General features: G+C 73.6%; 23 protein-coding genes. 12 read left to right on the forward strand and 11 right to left on the reverse strand.

Annotated features, from left to right (window positions below; genetic code table 11):
* Positions 1–11: 11 nt before the first annotated feature.
* Positions 12–203 (reverse strand): DUF6381 family protein, encoded by a 192-nt coding sequence (locus tag ACIA6C_RS17000; protein ID WP_361125986.1) that lies wholly within the window; start codon positions 201–203, stop codon positions 12–14.
* Positions 204–308: 105 nt separating this feature from the next.
* A complete protein-coding gene (locus ACIA6C_RS17005; RefSeq protein ID WP_361125989.1) occupies positions 309–626 on the reverse strand; it encodes a hypothetical protein in 318 nt (105 codons plus the stop codon).
* 175 nt (positions 627–801) lie between these two features.
* Between ACIA6C_RS17005 and ACIA6C_RS17010 the strand changes: the two genes are divergently transcribed.
* Positions 802–1,995: a hypothetical protein gene (locus tag ACIA6C_RS17010; RefSeq protein ID WP_399276568.1), complete on the forward strand. Its 1,194-nt coding sequence runs from the start codon at positions 802–804 to the stop codon at positions 1,993–1,995.
* A gap of 72 nt (positions 1,996–2,067) precedes the next feature.
* Here ACIA6C_RS17010 and ACIA6C_RS17015 read toward each other — a convergent pair whose 3' ends face one another.
* The 3 genes from ACIA6C_RS17015 to ACIA6C_RS17025 are packed head-to-tail and all read right to left on the reverse strand — an operon-like array spanning position 2,068 to position 4,705.
* Positions 2,068–3,096, reverse strand: a complete 1,029-nt coding sequence (locus ACIA6C_RS17015; protein WP_366079567.1) for an FAD-dependent monooxygenase — start codon at positions 3,094–3,096, stop codon at positions 2,068–2,070.
* On the reverse strand, positions 3,093–3,632 hold the full coding sequence (locus tag ACIA6C_RS17020; protein ID WP_399277287.1) for an isoprenylcysteine carboxyl methyltransferase family protein: 540 nt from the start codon (positions 3,630–3,632) through the stop codon (positions 3,093–3,095). The genes ACIA6C_RS17015 and ACIA6C_RS17020 overlap by 4 nt, the downstream gene beginning before the upstream one ends.
* Before the next feature lie 11 nt (positions 3,633–3,643).
* Positions 3,644–4,705, reverse strand: coding sequence for a 3-oxoacyl-[acyl-carrier-protein] synthase III C-terminal domain-containing protein (locus ACIA6C_RS17025; RefSeq protein WP_361125998.1), 1,062 nt, complete (start codon positions 4,703–4,705; stop codon positions 3,644–3,646).
* A 108-nt stretch (positions 4,706–4,813) separates the two neighbouring features.
* Here ACIA6C_RS17025 and ACIA6C_RS17030 point away from each other — a divergent pair, with 108 nt between their 5' ends.
* A complete protein-coding gene (locus tag ACIA6C_RS17030; RefSeq protein WP_399276571.1) occupies positions 4,814–5,680 on the forward strand; it encodes a UbiA family prenyltransferase in 867 nt (288 codons plus the stop codon).
* A 6-nt stretch (positions 5,681–5,686) separates the two neighbouring features.
* On the opposite strand, the gene ACIA6C_RS17035 is transcribed toward ACIA6C_RS17030, so the two are convergent.
* From ACIA6C_RS17035 to ACIA6C_RS17050, 4 genes are all read right to left on the reverse strand, one after another.
* Positions 5,687–7,048, reverse strand: a complete 1,362-nt coding sequence (locus ACIA6C_RS17035; protein ID WP_399276573.1) for an NAD(P)/FAD-dependent oxidoreductase — start codon at positions 7,046–7,048, stop codon at positions 5,687–5,689.
* A gap of 106 nt (positions 7,049–7,154) precedes the next feature.
* Entirely contained in the window at positions 7,155–8,213 is a 1,059-nt protein-coding gene (locus ACIA6C_RS17040) for a PHP domain-containing protein (RefSeq protein WP_399276575.1), read from the reverse strand.
* Between the two features lie 55 nt (positions 8,214–8,268).
* A complete protein-coding gene (locus ACIA6C_RS17045) occupies positions 8,269–9,018 on the reverse strand; it encodes a VOC family protein (protein WP_399277289.1) in 750 nt (249 codons plus the stop codon).
* A 150-nt stretch (positions 9,019–9,168) separates the two neighbouring features.
* The gene (locus ACIA6C_RS17050) at positions 9,169–9,753 is read right to left on the reverse strand and encodes an HPP family protein (RefSeq protein WP_399276577.1); all 585 of its coding nucleotides are present in this window, start codon (positions 9,751–9,753) and stop codon (positions 9,169–9,171) included.
* 259 nt (positions 9,754–10,012) lie between these two features.
* Between ACIA6C_RS17050 and ACIA6C_RS17055 the strand changes: the two genes are divergently transcribed.
* The 4 genes from ACIA6C_RS17055 to ACIA6C_RS17070 all read left to right on the forward strand — a co-directional run bounded on the left by ACIA6C_RS17055 (position 10,013) and on the right by ACIA6C_RS17070 (position 13,750).
* On the forward strand, positions 10,013–10,501 hold the full coding sequence (locus ACIA6C_RS17055; protein WP_399276579.1) for a cupin domain-containing protein: 489 nt from the start codon (positions 10,013–10,015) through the stop codon (positions 10,499–10,501).
* Positions 10,502–10,566: 65 nt separating this feature from the next.
* Positions 10,567–11,634 (forward strand): GNAT family N-acetyltransferase, encoded by a 1,068-nt coding sequence (locus ACIA6C_RS17060; RefSeq protein ID WP_399276581.1) that lies wholly within the window; start codon positions 10,567–10,569, stop codon positions 11,632–11,634.
* Positions 11,635–11,705: 71 nt separating this feature from the next.
* Entirely contained in the window at positions 11,706–12,239 is a 534-nt protein-coding gene (locus tag ACIA6C_RS17065) for a GNAT family N-acetyltransferase (protein ID WP_399276583.1), read from the forward strand.
* Between the two features lie 149 nt (positions 12,240–12,388).
* Complete coding sequence (locus ACIA6C_RS17070; RefSeq protein ID WP_399276585.1) at positions 12,389–13,750, forward strand: FAD-dependent oxidoreductase; 1,362 nt, start codon at positions 12,389–12,391, stop codon at positions 13,748–13,750.
* 65 nt (positions 13,751–13,815) lie between these two features.
* On the opposite strand, the gene ACIA6C_RS17075 is transcribed toward ACIA6C_RS17070, so the two are convergent.
* Positions 13,816–14,307 (reverse strand): hypothetical protein, encoded by a 492-nt coding sequence (locus tag ACIA6C_RS17075; protein ID WP_399276587.1) that lies wholly within the window; start codon positions 14,305–14,307, stop codon positions 13,816–13,818.
* 134 nt (positions 14,308–14,441) lie between these two features.
* Here ACIA6C_RS17075 and ACIA6C_RS17080 point away from each other — a divergent pair, with 134 nt between their 5' ends.
* From ACIA6C_RS17080 to ACIA6C_RS17105, 6 genes are all read left to right on the forward strand, one after another.
* The gene (locus ACIA6C_RS17080) at positions 14,442–15,179 is read left to right on the forward strand and encodes an NADPH-dependent F420 reductase (RefSeq protein WP_399277291.1); all 738 of its coding nucleotides are present in this window, start codon (positions 14,442–14,444) and stop codon (positions 15,177–15,179) included.
* A 239-nt stretch (positions 15,180–15,418) separates the two neighbouring features.
* The gene (locus ACIA6C_RS17085; RefSeq protein ID WP_030228921.1) at positions 15,419–15,622 is read left to right on the forward strand and encodes a cold-shock protein; all 204 of its coding nucleotides are present in this window, start codon (positions 15,419–15,421) and stop codon (positions 15,620–15,622) included.
* Positions 15,623–15,784: 162 nt separating this feature from the next.
* Positions 15,785–17,179, forward strand: coding sequence for a VWA domain-containing protein (locus tag ACIA6C_RS17090; protein ID WP_399277293.1), 1,395 nt, complete (start codon positions 15,785–15,787; stop codon positions 17,177–17,179).
* A gap of 150 nt (positions 17,180–17,329) precedes the next feature.
* Positions 17,330–19,087 (forward strand): carbohydrate binding domain-containing protein, encoded by a 1,758-nt coding sequence (locus ACIA6C_RS17095; RefSeq protein WP_399276589.1) that lies wholly within the window; start codon positions 17,330–17,332, stop codon positions 19,085–19,087.
* A gap of 53 nt (positions 19,088–19,140) precedes the next feature.
* Complete coding sequence (locus ACIA6C_RS17100; protein WP_399276592.1) at positions 19,141–19,737, forward strand: HutD family protein; 597 nt, start codon at positions 19,141–19,143, stop codon at positions 19,735–19,737.
* Between the two features lie 67 nt (positions 19,738–19,804).
* Positions 19,805–20,398, forward strand: coding sequence for a TetR/AcrR family transcriptional regulator (locus tag ACIA6C_RS17105; protein ID WP_399276594.1), 594 nt, complete (start codon positions 19,805–19,807; stop codon positions 20,396–20,398).
* 65 nt (positions 20,399–20,463) lie between these two features.
* Here the strand turns inward: ACIA6C_RS17105 and ACIA6C_RS17110 are convergent, their stop codons facing one another.
* A complete protein-coding gene (locus tag ACIA6C_RS17110; protein WP_361126036.1) occupies positions 20,464–20,967 on the reverse strand; it encodes a hypothetical protein in 504 nt (167 codons plus the stop codon).
* Positions 20,968–21,052: the final 85 nt, after the last annotated feature.

Here is a 21,052-nt window from a genome sequence, read left to right on the forward strand (position 1 = left end):
GGCCGGTCCCGCTACCGCGGGTCCATGCCCGGATCGTCGATCATCCGACTCTCCATCTCGCTCTGCTCCTGGAGCCGGCGGGCCTTGTCCTCGAGCCGCTTGCGCTCTTGGGGGTCGCTGGACCGCTCGGCCGCGGTCCTCATCTCCTGGGCCTTCTCGCGCAACTGCCGCGACCGGCCACCGGATCCGCCTGCAACGCTCATGATCTGCTCCTTGGCTCAGTGGTGGAGAGCGGGCGCAACCAGGGAATCAGCCGCGCGCCGCGCACGCATCTCGAAGCCTTCCCCCGGCCCGTCCCCGCAGGTGGGCTACTCCCCGGCGATGCCCGTGATCACGGGATCCCCGAGCGGGGCGGCGGCGGAGTCCAGCCCCGCGCCCTGCAGCGCAGACGACGCCAGGTCCCGGGCCTTGTCCACCGCCGACGAGGTGTCGGAGGCCTCGACCTCGACGTGGAGGCTGAACGCCGAGGACCCGGAGTAGAACGACAGGATGTCCAGATCCTCCGCGACCCCCAGCTCGGTGCCCCGCGGATCCGCCGGCCGCAGTGCGCTCACCAGCTGCGTCCGTGCCTCGGGCGTCAGCTCGGTCAGCAGGGTCCCGGGGATGGTGACGAGATAGACAGTCATGCAAGACCGCTTGCCCCGAGGCGGCCCGGGGAATCACCGGCGCCCCGCCCACCGCCCGTTTGCCCGCCCCGAATGGCGCAGTGCACGCATATGCCCCTCAATGCAACTAAACGTGCTCTTCCCAAGACGTGCCATGCGCGCTGCGCAGCCCGGGCGTCGGCGAACGGAGCCTTCCATGAACGACCGCAACATCCGCGCGGCGGCGCAGTACGACGATCCTGACGGCGACCCCGGTACCGCGTGGGACCGCGCCGACGCCGCCGAGGAGCGGGCCGGGGAATCCGGCCACCCAGGGGCTCCCCCGGCCGCCGCACCGGCCGACGTGTCGCCGGAGACCGTACGGACCCTGCTGGACACGGCGGCCACCTGCCGGCCCGTCGAGGAGGTCACCGCCCTGGTGGGCCTCTTGAAGGAGACCGGTCTGCTGTCCCGGTCCGGACAGGAGGCGTTGGCCGCGGCCGCCGTGTCGCGTTCCGTCGAGGACGTCCGGCACATGGTCGCCCTGCTGGGCGAGCCCCCGGACGGGGAGGTCGAGGCCGGGATCGCCCTGCGTGCGGCAGCCCTCGGCCGGTCCGTCGAGGACGTGGCGATCCTGGCCAGGACCCTCGGCGGCGGCTGTGACCAGCCGGCGGATCCCGCCGCCCCCTCCCCGCACGAACCACCATCCGCGGTCACACCCGCCCCCGACGCCCCGACCGCCCGCGCCGAGAAGCCCGAGAGAGCCGAGAAGGCCGAGAGAGCCGAGAAGGCCGAGAAGGGCGAGGACGCCGGGGGTGACGGGGACGGCGAGAACGGCGGCGCCGGGGGCGGTGGCGGCCCCGGCGCCGTCATCCCCGAGGACCCGGGCACGGGGCCCCGCCCGGACCCGGCGCCGCACTCCGAGCAACCCCCGCAGCCGCCCCCGCCCCCCGGCCGGGAGCCCGCCCGGCCGCGGCCCGGCGTCCTGCGCCACGTACTGCGCTGGCCCGCGGCAGCCGCGCTGCTGCTGTGCGGGGCCGTTCACCTGCCGGGGAACCCGGCCGCCCTGCCCGCCGTCGGCCCCGTGGGCCACCTGCCGACGGTCGTCGCGGTGCTCTGCCTCGGGCTCGGCGTGCTGCTGGCGGTCCGGGACACCCCGGCGGTGTGGCGGGCGGCCGCCGTCGCCGCCCTCGGGGTGGTCGCGCTCCACCTGGCGGGCGGGATCGCCGTGTTCGACCCGTTGGCCGGGGCCCTGGGCGGCTCCCACGCCTGGGCGGGCGCCGCGACCGTGCTGTGTGCCGGCGCGGGTTCCGTCCTGGCCGGGCTGGCCCTGATGTACGGCCCGCGGCCGGGCCCGGTGGCCCCCGCGGTCCCGGTGACCCCGGTGGCGGAGGAGGCCGAGGGCGCCTGATGTCCTGGCCCCTTGAGGTCCCCCCGCGGGGCCCGGGCCGCGCCAGAGGCGCCGCCCGGGCCCCGCGGGCCGTCAGGCGAGCAGGTTCACCGCCCGCGTGAACACCCCCGGCAGCCGGGCCGCCAGCGGCACGATCCGCTCCGCCAGCCAGGGCCGCCCGCGCGCCCACAGCAGGGCCCCGGTCAGCGCCCGGTAGCTCCGCGACACTTCCCGCCAGGCCCGCTCGTACTCCTGCGGCCGCCCCGCGCGTACGCACCGCACGAGTTCCGCCGCGGCCGCCAGCGCCAGCGTGAGGCCCTCTCCGGTCAGCGCGTCGACGTACCCCGCCGCGTCCCCGACGAACAGCACCCGCCCCGCCACCCTGGCCCGGGAGCGCTGGCGCAGCGGGCCCGCCCCGCGCACCGCGTCACCCGGCCCGGGCGGCGGCAGCCGGGCCGACAGCAGCGGGAAGCGGGCCAGTTGTACGTCGAAGGGGGCCTGTTCGCAGGTCAGCACCGCCACCCCGACCCGGTCGGCTCCGAGCGGGGTGACGTACGCCTCGCACCGCGGCGCCCAGTGCACCTCCACCAGCTCGCTCCACGGCGCCACCGCGTAGTGGCGGCGCAGGCCGTAGCGGGCCGGCCGCCCCGGCGCGGGCGGCGCCGACAGGCCCAGGGCGCGCCGGACCGGCGAGTGCAGGCCGTCCGCCGCCACCAGGTACCGGGCGGTCAGACCCGCCGCCCCGACCCGGTGTTCGTCCTGGCGGACCTCCTCCACGCGCCGCGCGACCACCCGCACGCCCAGGTCCGCGGCCCGGGCAGCGAGCGCCGCCTGGAGGTCCGTACGCCGTACACCGCACCCGGGGCCGTCCCGGAACAGCCCCTGCGCGCTCAGCCCGCTCAGCCCGTCGACGTAGCGGATCCCGTGGAAGGCGCGGCCCCCCACCGCCACGCCCAGTTCCGCCAGCCGGCGCACGCCGCCCGGCATCAGCCCTTCGCCGCAGGCCTTGTCGATCGGGGTCGGGCGCGGCTCGGCCACCACCACCTCCAGCCCGGCCAGGGCCCCCTGGATGGCCGTCGCCAGCCCGGCCGGACCGCCGCCCGCCACCAGCAGGTCGATCACGAAGCGGCGCCCACGAGGCTGCCCCCGGTACGGGCGTAGGTGAGCGCGGAATCCTCGCAGCGGATCCGCACCCGCAGCAGCAGCGCGTTCAACAGGCAGAAGCCGGCCGCCGTCACCCAGGCGCAGTGGACCAACGGCAGCGCGAGCCCTTCCGCCACCACCGCCAGGTAGTTGGGGTGGCGCAGCAGCCGGTAGGGCCCGGCCGCGACGGGCGTCAGACCGGGAACGACCAGCACCCGGGTGTTCCAGTACGGGCCGAGGGTGGCAACGCACCACCAGCGCAGTCCCTGCGCGGCCGCGGCCACCGCGAGCGCGGGCCAGCCGAGCAGGGGCAGGAACGGGCGGTCCGCGGCCCAGGGTTCGACGGCGCACCCGGCGAGCAGCGCGGTGTGCAGCGCGACCATGGCCGGGTAGTGGCCGCGGCCGTACTCCCGGGCGCCGCGCGCCAGGCTCCAGGCGGCGTTGCGGCGGGCCACGGCCAGTTCGGCGAGTCGCTCGACCGCGACGAGGGCGAGCAGCAGCAGGTACGGGGTCATGGGCATGGGCGTCACCAGCGCAGGAGGACGAGTTCGGAGGCGAATCCCGGGCCGAAGGCGATCATCAGCCCGACCGAGCCCGGCGGAGGGGGACCGGCGCTCTGGACGTCGCCGAGGATGTGCAGCACGGAAGCCGAGGAGAGGTTCCCCGCGCTCGCGAGCGAACGCCGGCTCGCCGCGAGGGCGGTGTCCGGGAGCCCCAGGGCTTCCCCGAGGACGTCGAGGATCTTCGGGCCGCCCGGATGACAGATCCAGGCGTCCACGTCGGCGGGCTTGAGGTCGTGCCCGGCGAGGAACGCCTCCACCTCCTCCGCGACGTGCAGCCTCACCAGGGTGGGCAGTTCACGGCCCATCACCATACGGAAGCCCCAGTGGCCGATGTCCCAGCCGAGCAGGGCCTCGGTCCCCGGGTAGAGGCGGCTGCGCGCGTCCACCACCGTCGGCCCGGTGGCGCGTTCGTACAGCGGGTGCCCGGCGCCCACCGCCAGGAGGGCCCCCGCACCGTCCCCGAAGAGCGCACCGGCCACCAGGTTCGCCGTCGAGGTGTCGGTGGGCTGGAGGGTGAGCGAGCACAGCTCCGTGGACAGCAGCAGGGCGGCGTGCCCCGGCCGGCCCGTGAGGTGGTCGTGCAGGTGGCCGAGGCCGGCGGCGCCCGCCGCACAGCCCAGTCCGAACAGCGGCAGGCGCCGCACGTCGGGCCGCAGGCCGGTGCGGGAGGCGAGCCGGGCCTCCAGCGAAGGCGTGGCGAGCCCGGTCACCGTCGTCGACATGACGAGGTCCACGTCCGGGGCAGCGAGGCCGCCCCCGGCGAGGGCGAGTCCGATGGCGCGGGCGCCGAGGTCGAGCGCCGCCTCGACGAACAGGGCGTTGGTGGTCCCGAAGTCGTTGCCGGGGCCGTACCGCTCCAGCGGGAGCGCCAGATGGCGGCTCTCGACCCGTACCGAGGCGTGCACCCGGCGCAGCGTGCCGGTGTCGGAGCCCGGTGGCAGACAGCGGGCGAGTGCTTCCGTGATCTGCGACTGCCGGTACGCGTGGGGCGGGAACACGCTGCTCACTGCCAGGACACGTGTCATCGCCCCAACATAGGGAAGATGCGGCTTTTTGCGCCGAACCGCACGAACCGGGCGTGCCGCCGCCCGGCGGTCCCGGACGACGGGAGGCGCAGCCCTTAGCGTGGGGCGGTGCCCGCAACCCGCGTCACCGCACCGCCCGTCGTGACCGCCGCGCGATCCGGCCCCGGGATGGTCGCCGCCCTGGCGGCCGCCTGCCATCCGCTGCCGGCGGCCGCCGTCACGCTCTTCACCGCCGGGCTGGCCGCGGCCTGCGGACGGGGAGCCGTCGGCAGCGCTGCCTCGGCCGCAGCCGTCGCTCTCGGCCAGCTCTCGGTGGGCTGGTCCAACGACCGCGCCGACCTGCGGCGCGACCGGGTCACGGGCCGACGGGACAAGCCGCTGGCGGCGGGCGCCGTCGCGCCCGCCGCCGTGAGCGCCGCCGCGATCGCGGCGCTGGCGCTGTGCGTACCGCTCTCGTTGGCCTCGGGGTGGCTCGCCGGTGCCGTGCACCTCTGCGCGGTCGCGGCCGCCTGGGCGTACAACCTGCGGCTCAAGAGCACCCTCGCGTCCTGGCTCCCGTACGCCCTCGCCTTCGGCCTGCTCCCGGCCTTCGTCACGCTCGGCCTCCCGGGGCGGCCATGGCCGCCGCTCTGGCTCGCGGCGGCGGCCGCACTGCTCGGTGCGGGCGCCCACTTCGCCAACGTCCTGCCCGACATCGCGGACGACCTGGCCACGGGCGTGACCGGGCTCCCGCAACGGCTGGGCGGACGCCGCTCGGCCGCGCTGGCCGCCCTCCTCGTACTCGGTTCGGCCGTCGCGCTCGTCCTCGGTCCGCCCGGCCCGGTGGCCCCCTACGGGTGGGGGCTGCTCGCCCTCACGGCGGCCGTGCTGCTCGCCACCGGCCGGGCCCGCGGCCGTGCCCCCTTCCTCGGCACGCTCGCGGTCGCGGCCGCCGACGTCACCCTGCTCCTGGCCCGCGGCGCGGGCATCGCGTAGGCCCGCTCAGCCGCGCGCGTGCAGCGCCGCCGTGTGTTCCCGGACCTGCGTCGGGGTGAGGTAGGCGTCGGTGTGCTCGAAATCCCGCAGTGTCGCGGGCCGCTGGGCAAGGAAGCCGGTACGGACGTAGTCGTCCCCGGCGACGGCGTTGAGCAGCCAGTTCGTCAGCACCCGGGTCTTGGCGACGTTGGTGCGCAGCGCCGACCAGTGGTAGCCGCGCGCCACCGCCTGCGCCGGCAGGCCCCGCAGTTCGATGCCGAGCGGCTTGGAGACGGCGTCCTTCCCGCCGAGGTCCACCACCAGACCGAGGTCCTTGTGCACGTACGGGCGCGGAGTCTGTCCCCGCAGCGTCGCGATGACGCTCTCGGCCACGGCCCGGCCCTGCCGCATGGCGTGTTGCGCGGTCGGCGGGCACAGCGCGTCGCCGCCCGTCGCCAGGTCCGGTACGGCCGCCGCGTCCCCGAGGGCGAAGACCCCGTCGACGCCCGGCACCGTCAGGTCGGGGCGCACCACCAGGCGGCCCTTGCTGGTCTCCGTGTCCAAAGTGCCCACGAGCGGGCTGGCGGCCACTCCGGCCGTCCAGATCAGGGTCCGGCTCGGCAGCACCCTGCCGTCGGTGAGCGTCACCTTCTCGGCGTCGACCTCGCCCACCGACACCCCGAGCGAGACCTCGATGCCGCGCCCCCGCAGGATGTTCAGGGCGGTCTTGCCGAGCTTGTCGCCGAGTTCCGGCATCAGCTTCGGCGCCAGGTCCACCAGGTGCCACTTGATCCGGCTGGGGTCCAGCCGCGGGTAGCGGGTCGCCGCGTGGCAGGTCAGGCGCTGGAGGCAGGCGGCCGTCTCCGTACCGGCGTAACCGCCGCCGACCACCACGAACTGCAGCCGCGCCGTGCGTTCCGCCTCGTCCTGGCTGGCGTCGGCGAGGTCGAGCTGGGCGATCACGTGGTCGCGCAGGTACACGGCCTCGGCGAGGGTCTTCATCCCGCGGGCGTGCTCGCCCAGCCCCGGGATGTCGAACGACCGGGTGACGCTGCCGGGGGCGAGGACCAGCAGGTCGTAGGGCTGGTCGATGGTCTCCCCGGTGATCTTGCGGATCACGCAGACCTTGGCCTTCGGGTCCACGCCGATCGCCCCGCCCGGGATGATCCGGGTCCGGTGCCTGCTGCTGCGGCGCAGCGAGACGGCGACGGACTGCGGGGTGAGCACCCCCGCCGCCACCTGGGGCAGCAGCGGCAGGTAGAGCTGGTACGAGTACGGCGTGACCAGTGAGATCTCGGCCTCGGCGGGGGACAGCCGGCGCTCCAGGCGCCGTACGCACTCCACCCCGGCGAAGCCGGCGCCCACTACGAGAATCCTCGATCGCGACACGGTGCGGGTCCCTTCGCAAAAAGGTCGGTTGCTGTGTCCGGTACGTCTGCCCCGCGCCCGCGGCCCGTGAACCCCCCCCCATGCCGGTTTCGCGCCCGGACGGTGCTTACGGGACGGCTTGGGAGCGCCGTACGGGCGGGCGGCGGGTGTGGGTCCAGGCGAGCAGCTCGGGCGCCGGCCAGGTGTTGACCACCCGATCGGCCGTCACCCCGCACTCGACGGCCCGTTCGCAGCCCAGCAGCTGCCAGTCCAGCTGTCCGGGGGCGTGCGCGTCCGTGTCGATGGCGAAGAGGGCCCCGGCCTCCACGGCCATCCGCAACAGCCGCCGCGGCGGGTCCAGCCGCTCCGGCCTGCTGTTGATCTCCACGGCCGTACCGGACTCCGCGCACGCCGCGAACACGGCCGCCGCGTCGAACTCCGACTCCGGACGGGTCCTGCCCGTCAGCAGGCGACCGGTGCAGTGCCCCAGCACGTCCATCAGCGGATTGCGCACCGCCGCCAGCATCCGCCGGGTCATGGCCGGTGCGTCCATGCGCAGTTTGGAGTGGACGGAGCCGACCACCAGGTCGAGCCGGTCCAGCAGCTCGGGTTCCTGGTCGAGCGAGCCGTCGGCCAGGATGTCGCACTCGATGCCCGTGAGCAGCCGGAACGGCGCCCAGCCCGCGTTGAGTTCCGCCACCACGTCCAGCTGCTCGCGCAGCCGCTCCGGCGAGAGCCCCCGGGCCACTTTCAGACTCGGCGAATGGTCCGTGAGCACCGCCCACTCGTGGCCCAGCTCGGAGGCGGTACGGCCCATGGCCTCGATGGGACTGCCGCCGTCGGACCACTCGGAGTGCAGATGGCAGTCCCCGCGCAGTGCCGCCCGCAGCGCACGGGCGGCCTCGGTGGCGGGCGGCCCCTCGGGGTGCGCCGCGACCTCGTCCTCCAGTTTGCGCAGGTAACCCGGGATCTCCCCGGCGAGGGCCTCCCGCACCACCTGGGCGGTCTTCGGCCCCAGCCCCTTCACCGCCTCCAGCGAACCGGCCCCCGCCCGCTCGGCCACCTCGTCGGCGCCGAGCCGCTCGACGACGCCCGCCGCCGTACGGAAAGCCTGCACCCGGTACGTCGGGGCCTGGCCGCGCTCCAGCAGGAAGGCGATGCGGTTCAGCGCCGCCACCGGGTCCATCGCGCACCTCCTGTGCCCAGTGTGGCAAGGGACGCCACGCCGGGCACATCGGAGATCACAGCGACAGCGGCGTCGTCAGGGAGGTGGTGAGGGTGAACAGCGCGCCGTCCGGGTCGCGCAGCGCCACCCACCGCTCCCGGGCGTTGGAGGTGATGTCCGAGACGCTGCGGCCGCCCAGCGAGACGGCCGCCTCGATGGCGGGCTCCAGGCGCGGCACCCGGAAGTGGACGTGCCAGCGGGGTCGGCTGTGCGGGCTGTACGAGGCCGCCTCCACGGGCCCGCTGTTCAGCCGGGCCACGGGCTCCCCATCGTGGCGCAGCACCACCTGGTCCTCCTCGTAGGACACCTCGCAGCAGCCCGGGCGGCCGGTGGCCCACTCCAGCACCTCCCCGTAGAACAGCGCCGCGTCGAACGCGTTGCGGGTCCGCAGTTCCAGCCAGGCCGGGGCGGGGCCGCGGCCCACCCGCCAGTCGGAGGACACCGGGCCTTCCCAGATCCCGAACACCGCGCCGTCCACGTCGGCCGCCAGCGCGCCGCGGCCGCCGATCGGGAAGGAGACCGGACCCACGGCGACCGTGCCGCTGCGCTCCCTGATCCGGCCCACCGCCACGTCCGCGTCGTCCACGGCGAAGTACGGGGTCCAGGCGACGGCCACCGCCAGATCGCCGGCGAGGGCGCCGATGCCCGCCACCGGCACGCCGTCGACCCGGGCCACGGAGAAGCCCTCGCCCAGGCGCGTCCGGCGGAAGCTCCAGCCCACCACGGCCGAGTAGAAACGTTGGGAGGCCTCCATGTCGCGGGCCATCAGGCTCACCCAGCAGGGTGCTCCGAAAACGTCCTTCGTCGAAATCTCCACCGCTTGTTCCGCCCTTCACCGCCACCGTGACCGCGCCGTCCGGTCACAAGAAGTAGCGCCCGAGCACCCTCGGTGGCGCGGAGGCGCGCCACTGCGGAGTCACCACCAATAGGCAGGGTACTTCGGGGCCTTTCGGCGGATACGGGAGCCGGCGTAGCCGGTGAGGACGAGCAGCGCCGTCGAACCGAACAGCAGCGGTACGAACCTGGCCGGCGCCGGGCTCTGGAGCACGACGATCACGGCGGTCGCACACGCCGCCGAGTGGGGGGTCCGCGCGAGGATGAGCAGGGCCAAGGTGGTGCCCGCGGCGACGGCGGCCGCCCATGCGCTGCTGCCGGCCAGGGCGAGGACCCCGTAGCCGACGGCCGCACCGAGCAGGTGTCCCAGCACCACGCCGCGCGGCTGTGCGAGCGGCAGCGTGGGCGCGCTGTGCACGAGGGCGGCACTGGCGGCGAGCGGCGGTATCAGCACCGGCTCGTGGATCATCGTGCCGATCGCCACGAGGGCCAGGAGTACGGTGGTGACGGCGCTGACGCTGTGGAGGGCAGCGGCCGGGGTCGGCCGCGCCGGAGCCCTGCCGGCCAGGACCCTGACCTGACGGGGCCGCTCGGGGGCGACGGGACCTGTCGGTGCGAAGCCGTCGGCGGCTGGCGGAGTCGGATACAGGGCGGTGTCGGAACTCATGTGGGGCAGGGTTTTTTCCGGTGCGGGGCGGCCGAGCCGGGGTTCACGGCGCAGGGGCGGGGCGGGGGAGCGGTGGCCCGATCTTATCGCTCAGGCGTACGACAGCGGTCGGCGGGGGTGGGCAAAAGCCCCATCGGCCGCGAATGACCGGAACCGATCGTGTATGACTGCGGAGGTCACCGGGCACTCCCGTCGAGGGACGGGGGATCCCCGCCGAGGGGACCGGGGGACTCCCGTTCAGGGACCAGGAAGGACGAACATGACCACGCGCTCGCACCTCGCCGGTGCCCCCACCGACCTGGACGCGGTCATCGCCCAGGCGCCCGCCGACGCCACCGGCGCGCTCTGGCGGCTGACCGAGGCGGGGCGCGTACTGGACGCCAACCTCATCCGGCTGCCGCCCGGCCAAGCCATCGCCGAACACCGCGAGCCGGCGCTCGACGTACTGCTGGTCGTGGTCGAGGGCGGAGGCCGGCTCGACACCGAGGACGGGCCCCAGCCTCTGCGGCCCCACACCGCCGCCCTGCTCTCCAGGAACACCCGGCGCTCCCTCACCGCCGGCCCCGACGGCATCGCCTACCTCACGGTCCATCCCCGCCGCCCCGGCCTCGGGATCGGTGCGCCCCCCGCCGCCGAGGGCGGGGAGACGGCCTGCCTCCTGCACCGCGTGTGCGCGGACTGCGGCCGGCTCGCCTCGGAACGGGATGCCCGCTACTGCTCCCGCTGCGGCTCCGGCCTGCCCGACTGAACGCGTCCCCCGGTCGGTCCGGGGCGGCCCGGCCGCCGTTCCGGGCAGGGCCTAAGGTCCACGTCATGACCCCCTTCACCGCCCACGACCTCACCCGTACCGTCGGGGAAGCCGTCGCCGCCCTGCGCGAGGTCGCGGACCGCGACTGGTCCCGGCCGGCGGCAGGGCTGGAGTGGAGCTGCCACGACACCGCCGTCCACCTCGCCGCAGACCTGACGGCCTTCGCCGCGCAGCTGGCGGCCCGCGCGCCCGCGTCCTGGCTGCCGATCAGGCTCGACGTCGCCCCCGGCACCACCCCCGGCCCCCTGACGGACCTCGTCGAGGCGAGCGGACGCGTGCTGGCGGCCACCGTCCTCGCGGCCCGCCCGGACGACCGCGCCTGGCACCCCGCCGGGGCGGCCGGCGCCGACGGGTTCGCCGCGATGGGCGCCGCCGAGGTGCTGCTGCACACCCACGACATCCTGCACGGCCTCGGCGCCACCGGCTGGACCGGCTCCGCGCACACCAGCGCCCTGGTCCTCGACCGGCTCTTCCCGCACGCACCGCGCCCGGCCGGGGCGGACGCGTGGGACGCGCTCCTGGCGGCCACCGGCCGGGCCGACCTCCCCGGCCTGCCCCGTCGGCGGCACTGGCGCTGGTACGCCGACCCGGTCCGCGGGGAGGGCGTCGTACTGTGCGAGGTCAGCCCCTCGGCCGCGGCCGACCTGCACACGGGCGGTCCGGGCGGCTTCGTCTGGGCCGAGGACGGCCCGCCCGAGGGGACCAGGATCGCCGCCGGAATGCTGGGCCTGGCGCGCGAGGTCGGCGAGTACCACCCCGGCTGGGGCCCGTACGTCATCGTCCGTGAGGCCGACCGCAGGGCGATCGGCGGGATCGGCTTCCACGGCGCCCCCGACCCCGAGGGCCGGGCGGAGATCGGCTACGACCTCCTGCCCTCGGCCCGGGGCCGCGGACACGCCACCGAAGCGCTGCGCGCCCTGGCCGGCTGGGTCTTCTCGCAGCCCGGGCCGACCGCGCTGCTCGCCGTGGTCGACGCCGGCAACGCGCCCTCGCACGCCGTGGTCCGGCGGGCCGGGTTCGAGCGGGACACCTGCGTGGACGGCGCCGTCCGCTACCTGCTGCGCCGTCCGTGAAAGTCCCGCCGCGGGGTCCGGACAACCGGCCCGATTAACCCCGGTGGGGCCGGGTTCGGCAGGATGAGGGCATGACCGAGATCCGTACCCCCCGCCTCCTGCTCCGCCGCTGGACCGACGACGACCTCGTCCCGCTGTCGGAGATCAACGCCGACCCCGAGGTGATGCGCTGGATCGGTGACGGATCCACGCTCGACCTGGACGAGACGGCCGACGCCATCGAGCGCTGGGAGGACGAGTGGGACGAGGAGGGTTTCGGCCCGTTCGCCGTAGAGCTGCTGGCTTCGGGCGAGCTGATCGGCGCCGTCGGCCTGACGGTGCCGCAGTGGCTTCCCGAGGTCATGCCCGCCGTGGAGATCACCTGGCGTCTGGGCCGGCCGTTCTGGGGACAGGGCTACGCCTCGGAAGCAGCGCAGGCCACCTTGGAGTTCGCCCTCCAGGACCGGGGGCTGGACCGGGTGATCGCGGTCAACCGGGCCGGCAACGAGGAGTCCGAGAACGTCATCCGCAAGCTGGGCATGGAGTCGGAGCGGCGGGTCGAAGCGCCCGGTTCCGGCGCCCTGCTCGACGTCCACTTCATCGACCTGACCGAGTACGAGGCCTGAGCACACCGTCCCGAACCCCAAAGCGGCCCTTTGGGATGTCATAAGAGTCGTTTATGAGGTCATAAGCAGGGGGCGGGTGCCCGGTTAGGGTGGCCTTAGCTTAGGGTTCACCTTGATCAGCCAGTTTGTCGGTCGAAGGGAACCCACACATGCCTCGCCCTCTGCGGGTAGCGATAGTCGGCGCCGGCCCCGCCGGTATCTACGCGGCCGACGCGCTGCTCAAGTCCGAGGCGGCCGCCGAACCGGGCGTCTCCATCGACCTCTTCGAGCGGATGCCGGCCCCCTTCGGCCTGATCCGGTACGGCGTCGCCCCCGACCACCCGCGCATCAAGGGCATCATCACCGCCCTGCACCAGGTGCTCGACAAGCCGCAGGTCCGCCTCTTCGGCAACGTCGACTACCCGAACGACATCGCCCTCGACGAGCTGCGCGCGTTCTACGACGCGGTGATCTTCTCCACGGGCGCCACCGCCGACCGCGAGCTGCGGATCCCCGGCGTCGAACTGGACGGCTCCTACGGCGCCGCCGACTTCGTCTCCTGGTACGACGGCCACCCGGACGTCCCGCGCACCTGGCCGCTGGAGGCCGAGAAGGTCGCGGTCCTGGGCGTCGGCAACGTCGCCCTCGACGTCGCACGCATCCTCGCCAAGACGGCGGACGAACTGCTGCCGACCGAGATCCCGCCGAACGTCTACGAAGGCCTCCGGGCGAACAAGGCGCTCGAAGTGCACGTCTTCGGCCGTCGCGGCCCGGCGCAGGCGAAGTTCAGCCCCATGGAGCTGCGGGAACTGGACCACTCGCCGAACATCGAGGTCATCGTCAACCCCGAGGACATCGACTACGACGAGGGCTCGATCGCCGCCCGCCGCGCCAACAAGCAGGCGGACATGGTCGCCAAGACCCTGGAGAACTGGGCGATCCGCGACACCGGCGACCGCCCGCACAAGCTGTTCCTGCACTTCTTCGAATCGCCCGTCGAGGTGCTCGGCGAGGACGGCAGGGTGGTGGGCCTGCGCACCGAGCGCACGGAGCTCGACGGCACGGGCAACGTCAAGGGCACGGGCCGGTTCACGGACTGGGACGTCCAGTCGGTGTACCGGGCCGTGGGCTACCTCTCCGACGAACTGCCCAAGCTCCCCTGGGACGTGGAGTCCGGCACGGTCCCCGACGAGGCCGGCCGGGTGATCGAGGCCGGTGCGCACCTGCCCTCGACGTACGTCACCGGCTGGATCCGGCGCGGCCCCATCGGCCTGATCGGCCACACCAAGGGCGACGCGAACGAGACGGTGGCGAGCCTGCTCGCCGACCACGCCGAGGGGCGGCTGCTGACCCCGGCCTCGCCCGCGCCGGAGGCCGTGGAGGCGTTCCTGGCGGAGCGGCAGGTCCGGTTCACCACCTGGGAGGGCTGGTACAAGCTGGACGCCGCGGAGAAGGCGCTGGGTGAACCGCAGGGCCGCGAGCGCGTGAAGCTCGTCGAGCGTGAGGACATGCTCGACGCGAGTGGGGCGTAGGCGTCACGGATGACATCGAGGGGGGCCCGCCGGCGGCGGGCCCCCCTCGCGCGTCGGTGCGCGGATCAGTCCTCGATCGAGGTGATCTTGCGCGTCTTGAGGTCGGCCTGCACGTGGATCTGCGTGGTGTCGCCGCCGCCCCAGGTCAGGGTGACCGTGGCGTTCGTCTTGCCCGTCCCGCTGCCGGTCGAGGCGACCTTCCACTGGAGGGGCACGTTCTGGGCCCGCAGTACGCCGTTGGCGTGGTTGGCCTCCTCCCACTGGCGGAGCTCCTGCTGGAGGGGCTTGGAGAGGTAGGAGGCGCGCAGCTGGTCGGCCGTCTTGCCGTCACCGTCGTACACCGCGTCGATGTAGGAACCGTAGAAGTCGGCGATACGGGTGAACGCGCCCTCGGGGCTGCCCGACACGGAGGGCAGCGCGGCCGCCGCCGGAGCGGTGCCAGGGGCGGGCGCGGAGGCGGACGCGTGGGTGACGAAGGTGAGGGAGAGCGCGGCCGCGGCGGCGGTCGCCGCGCCGGCGAAGGCGATGGCCGTGCGCTTGGTCAAAAGCTTGGGCATATTTTCGTACCTTTCCCCGTGATGCGAAACGCGCCGGTACGGTCCCCGGCACTGCCCGGAAAGACCGCTCCGGGGCCCGCTCCGGTTCTCGCGCCGCGGGAAATGGCTGAAAATCCACCAGGCCGTGCCGAAGGATCAGGAATGCCGTGCGGTCCAGTGGGGTTCGGACAAAGGCGATACCCGAAACCGCGCACTGCACTGGAGAGCTCATGAAGATCGGCATCATCGGCGCCGGCAACATCGGCGGCAACCTCACCCGCCGGCTCACCGCCCTCGGACACCAGGTTTCCGTGGCGAACTCCCGGGGACCCGAAACGCTGGCGGCGCTAGCGGAGGAGACCGGCGCCACGCCCGTCACGGTCGCCCAGGCGGCCGGCGGGGCGGAGGTCGTCGTGGTCACCGTCCCGCTCAAGAACGTGCCCGACCTGCCCGCCCGGCTCTTCGACGGCGCGGCGGAGGGATTCGCCGTCATCGACACCTGCAACTACTACCCCCGGGAGCGGGACGGCCGCATCCCCGGCATCGAGGACGACGGCCTGACCGAGAGCCGCTGGACCGGGAACCACCTGGGCCACCCCGTCGTCAAGGCCTTCAACGGCACCTACGCCGCCGACATCCTCGAACGGCCGCGGCCGGCCGGGGCTCCCGACCGGATGGCGCTGCCGGTCGCCGGTGACGACGAGGCGGCGAAGAAGACCGTACGCGCGCTCATCGACGAGCTCGGCTTCGACACCGTCGACGCGGGCGGCATCGACGACTCCTGGCGCCAGCAGCCCGGCACCCCGGTGTACGGCCTGCGCGCGGGCGTCGAAGCGGTCACCAAGGCGCTCGCGGAGGCCTCGCCCGAGCGGCCGGAGGCCTTCCGCGGCTGACGAATATCTGTCGCCGGCGGAACAGAAATCCGTCGAATGCCGGTGAAGATTCACGGCGTTGGGAATGAAAAAGCGGAAACCTTCCGTGCCGGAGGGCCTGCACTGTGCTACGGTCAGCGCAGTTGCAGTTGTGGTTCCCAAAAACTTTTTTCCGATGCTTTTCGGACGGGGCAATCATTACTTCAACACCGGTTCCCGCACAGTGTGGGTCCGGGTACAGCCCCGAAGGAGAAACTCATATGGCATCTGGCACCGTGAAGTGGTTCAACGCGGAAAAGGGCTTCGGCTTCATCGAGCAGGACGGTGGCGGCGCTGACGTGTTCGCCCACTACTCGAACATCGCCACCCAGGGCTTCCGTGAGCTTCAGGAAGGCCAGAAGGTGAACTTCGATGTCACGCAGGGCCAGAAGGGCCCCCAGGCCGAGAACATCGTTCCCGCCTGACGCAATCTTGGCGTGTGACCGACGGCGAGGCCCGCACCGTGAGGTGCGGGCCTCGCCGCGTTGCAGGCGCCTGGCCGCGGGATGCGTTCCGCGCGCGGTCGTTCCCCGCGCGGACGTTCCGTCCCGGCGGGGCGGAGGGGCAGACTGTGCGCCGTGACGACATTGAGCAAAGGCGCCAACCTGCCCGTCGAGTCAGCCTCCGTCAGAGCCGTGCTCGGCTGGTCGGCCGGGCCGGGGGTACCGGACGTGGACGCGTCGGCACTCCTGCTGACGGGCAGTGGGCGTGTCCGCTCCGATGGTGACTTCGTCTTCTACAACCAGCCGCGGCACGCCTCGGGCACCGTACGCCACCTCGGCAAACAGCCGGGCACGGACGCGCTCGACGTCGACCTGGCCACCCTGGAGCCGGAGATCGAGCGGGTCGTGCTGTGCGCCTCCGCCGACGGCGGCAGCTTCGGTCGCGTACCGGGACTGCACCTGCGGCTGCTCGACGCGGCCTCGGGGGCCGAGCTCGCCCGCTTCGACATGACCGCCGACACCGAGACGGCGTACATCAGCGGCGAGCTCTACCGGCGCGCGGGCGCCTGGAAGTTCCGGGCGGTCGGACAGGGGTACGCGAGCGGCCTGGCCGGACTGGCGACCGACTTCGGCATCACCGTGGACGACCAACCGCCGGCGCAGGCTCCCGCGCCGGCGCCGACGGCTACGGCTACGCGGGCTCCCGCGCCCGCTCCCGCGCCCGTGGTCGTGGCCGCACCCGCACCCGCACCCACGCCCGTGGCCGCCGTCCGGATGGTCAAGGGCGAGGAGCAGCTGCCCGCCGACATGCGCGAGCGCCTCTCCCTGCGCAAGCAGCAGGTCGCCGTCAGCCTGACCAAGAGCGGCGCCGCTGGAGTCAGCGCCCGCGTCATCCTCGTGCTCGACGCGTCCGGCTCCATGTCCACCCTGTACTCGCGCGGCACGGTGGCCGCTGTCGTGGAGCGGATGGCCGCCGTCGCGGCGCAGCTCGACGACGACGGCGAGATGCAGGCCTGGACCTTCGCCACCCACCCGGCCCGGCTGCCCGACCTCGCCATCGCCGAGCTCCCCGAATGGCTGCGCCTGCACGTCCGGGTCGGCCAGATGAGCCTCTTCGGCCGGAACAAGCCGGCCAAGGGGCTGCTCCCGGGCCAGGTCGACATGCGTGCGGTCGGCTTCCAGAACGAGGAGCAGCGGGTCATCGCGGAGGTGCGCGCGTACGTCCGCGACCACCCGGTGCCCGCCCCGACCCTCGTCCTGTTCTTCTCCGACGGCGGCGTCTACCGCAACGACGAGATCGAGCGGGAGCTGCGCGCGGCCGTCGAGGAGCCGGTGTTCTGGCAGTTCGTCGGCCTCGGCCGGGCCGGGTTCGGCGTGCTGGAACGCTTCGACACCATGGCCGGCCGCCGTGTCGACAACGTCGGCTTCTTCGCCGTGGACGACATCGACCGGCTCTCCGACCCCGAACTATACGACCGTCTCCTGTCCGAGTTCCCGTCCTGGATCCGCGCCGCCCGCGAGGCGGGCATCCTGCACTGACGGGGACGTTTTCCCGCAACGGCACGCCCGGCAAGGGGTGTTGGGGCCGCAGTCGTGACGGTTCCGATTGGTCTGGACCCTTGACCTCCGGCTGGTCCAGACCAATCATGAGGCGTCCGCCCGTTCGCTCGCGCCCCACCGGGAGCTTCGATGAGACGACGTCCACGCCCCGTTCACTCCTTACTGGCCGCCTTCGCCACCCTCGCCTCGTCCGCCGGCCTGGTCCTCGGAGCGGGCAGTGGCGCCGCGCACGCCGCGACGCCACTGCCCGCCCACGTGTTCGCCCCGTACTTCGAGGCGTATTCCTCCGACAGCCCCGCCGACCTCGCGCAGAAGTCCGGCGCGAAGTACCTGACCATGGCTTTCGTGCAGACCGAGGCCAAGGGCTCCTGCACCCCGTACTGGAACGGCAGTACCGCCCAGCCCGTCTCCGCCTCCGTCTTCGGCGCGGACTTCGCCACCATCCGCTCGCGCGGCGGGGACGTCATCCCCTCGTTCGGCGGCTACGCGGCCGACAACGGCGGGACCGAGATCGCCGACAGCTGCACCAACGTGGACTCCATCGCCGCCGCGTACGAAAAGGTCATCACCACCTACGACATCACCCGCCTGGACATGGACATCGAGGACAACTCGCTGACCAACAAGGCCGGCATCGACCGCCGCAACCAGGCGATCAAGAAGGTGCAGGACTGGGCCGCGGCGGCCGGCCGTCCCCTCCAGGTCTCCTACACCCTCCCCACCACCACGGGCGGCCTCGCGAGCAGCGGACTGGCCGTGCTCAAGAGCGCGAAGACGGCGGGCGCGCAGGTCGACGTCGTCAACCTGATGACCTTCGACTACTACGACGGCGCCACGCACCACATGGCCGACGACACCCGCACGGCCGCCGAAGGCCTCCACGACCAGCTCACCACGCTCTACCCGGGCAAGACCCCCGCCCAGCTCTGGGGGATGATCGGCGTCACCGAGATGCCCGGCATCGACGACTACGGCCCTGCGGAGACCTTCACCACCGCCGACGCGACGGCCGTCTACGACTGGGCCACCGCCAAGGGCATCAACACCCTCTCCTTCTGGGCCCTCCAGCGCGACAACGGCGGCTGCCCGGGGACCGGCGGATCCGACACCTGCTCGGGCATCGCCCAGGAACCGTGGTTCTTCACCCACACGTTCGCCCCCTTCACGGGCGGCGGCGGGCCGGTGGTGGACGACTTCTCCGTCTCGGTCACCCCCGGGTCGGCCTCCGTCGCCCCCGGCGCCACGGCCACCGCGACGGTCGGCACGGCCGTCGTCTCCGGCGCCGCACAACCCCTCACCCTGACCGTCACCGGCGCCCCCGCCGCGGTCACGGCCACCCTCAGCCCCGCCACCGTCACGGCGGGCGGCTCCGCCCGGCTCACGGTCGCCGTCGGCTCCTCGGCCGCGCCGGGCCGCTACCCGCTGACCGTCACCGCCACCGGCGGCCGGCTCACCCACTCGGCCGCGTTCACCCTGACCGTCCCCGGTCCGGGCGGCGACAGCGGGGCACTGGTCAACGGTGGCCTGGAGAGCGGCTCGCTCGCGCCCTGGACCTGCGAGAGCGGGGGCGCCGTCGTCACCACCCCCGTGCACGGGGGTTCGTACGCCCTCAAGGCCTCGCCGACCTCCGCGCAGAGCGGCGAGTGCACGCAGACCCTCACCCTCGCGCCCAACACCGCCTACACCCTCAGTGGCTGGGTCCAGGGCAGCTACGCCTACCTCGGCGTGCGCGGCGGGGCCAACGGCAGCACGTGGACCAGCTCGGCCGGCTGGACCCGGCTGAGCGTTCCGTTCACCACGGGTACCTCCGGCGCGGTCACCGTGTACCTGCACGGCTGGTACGGCCAAGGTCCGGTCTACGCCGACGACCTCGCGGTCAGCCCTTAGCGGCTAGTCTCGGCCGGGCCCGGGGGCGTACCCGGGCCCGGAAGGGCGGCGAGATGACGGACGGCACCACCGACGGCGCGGACGGCGGGGTGCGCGTGCTGCGCGCGGCCGCGCGTCCGGCGGCTCCGTGGAAGAACGGCGGGGGAGTCACCCGGGAGATCGCGGCCTGGCCCGAGGGCGCCGGCATGGAGGATTTCCTCTGGCGGGCCAGCCTCGCCGACGTGAGCGCCGACGGGCCGTTCTCCGCATTTCCCGGAGTGGACCGGACGCTCACCCTCGCCGAAGGCGCGGGCATGGACCTGACGATCGGCGGCGTGCGACGGGTCGTGGACGAACGCTTCGCCCCGCAGCGCTTCCCCGGCGACCGGCCCACGCAATGCCGGCTCCTCGGGGGACCGGTCGTGAACTTCAACGTGATGTACCGCAGGGAGGCCGTGGAGGCCGAAGTCGCCGTCGTACGCGGCGACGTGGTGCTCGCCGTACCGCCCCGCGCGACCCTGCTGGTGGTGGCGCTGGACGCTCCGGCGGTGCTCGGCGACCGCCTCCGACTCGGCCCCTACGACGCCGCCTTGGTCACCGGTCCGGGCAACCGGACGCTGCGCGCCGACGGCCGGGCGGCCGTGGTCCGGCTGACACCGCGCCCCCGGTGACCGCATGCCGGAACGGGTCGGATTCCCGGGGGCGGTGCCGGCCGGTTTCTGCTCTACGCTGACCCGAATGGTGAAGCAACAGCGTGGCCAGGCCACTGTCGACCTGGTCCTGAACTCCGCGCTGCAGGTGTACGCGGAGGCCGGACAGCAGGGCTTCACCGTCAACGCCGTCACCAAGGCCAGTGGAGTGAGCCTCGGCAGCCTGTACCACCACTTCGGCAGCTTCGACGGCCTCGCGGCCGCCCTCTACACCCGCTGCATGGGCGAGCTGTTCGAGCAGATGATCTCCGCCCTGCTCCGTACCCGGACGGCACGCACCGGCGTCCGTGCGCTGGTCCGGTCGTACCTGCGCTTCACCGAGGAACAGCGGGACGCCGCGCTCTTCCTGCACGCGTCGGCCTACTCGGGCTACCTCGCCGTCCACGCCGAGGAGATCTCCGCCGCGAAGGCCGTCATGCTCCGGCCCATGGCGCAGTGGTTCGGCGCCCGCGTGGCGAAGGGCGAGATCGCCATGATGCCCGGTCCGGTGATCGAGGTCCTGGTCATGGGGCCGGTCGCGGAGGCCGCCCGGCGCTGGCTGTCGAGCACGTACGAGATCGACCTGGCCGAGGCCACCAAGCTGCTGCCGGACAGCATCTGGCGCTCCCTGCGCCCGCAGTGACGTGATGCGCGCCGCGGGTTCCCGGGACCCTTCGGCGCGCATCCGGTCAGCGGGACCGCAGGTTTTCAGTGGAACAGCATGGAGGCGTCGCCGGCGGCCGTGGTGACCGAGCCCGGACAGAGGAAACTGCCCGAGACCTTGGTCGCCGTGAAGGCCTGGTTCACGTACCGGCGGGTGGAGCCGTCACGGTTCCACACGATGTTGGTCGCCTTGAACCGGCAGGAGACGAAGCTCATCTTGCCGTTGATGTCGATGGCGTCCGTCCTCGCGACGCCGTTCGCGTCGTCGAAGGTGAACACCGGGTTGTTGTTGAGGGAGGCGGTGATGCCGCCCCCGCAGGACAGGTTGCCGCCGGGGGCGTTGATGCCGGCCCGGTCGACGGTCAGGGTGCCGGGCGGGACGGCGCTGGTGGCGGCGTTCGTCCAGCTGCAGGTGTTGCCCGAGACGACGATGACGCCGTCCACCTTCTGGTCGACGGTGGGCCCGAGGGCCAGAGCCGTCGTGGATCCGCCGAGGACCACCGCGGCGACCAGCACGGTGACGCCCGGCCAGGTCGGGAACTTCCTCATGTCGCTCCTCCTTGCCACGTACGTGTGGGGGTGTACGGGCGGGGCCCGGAGGGCCCCGCCACGGTGCGCCCGGCCGTCGCGGGTG

This window comes from Streptomyces sp. NPDC051578, assembly GCF_044454045.1.
Classification (GTDB): Bacteria; Actinomycetota; Actinomycetes; order Streptomycetales; family Streptomycetaceae; genus Streptomyces.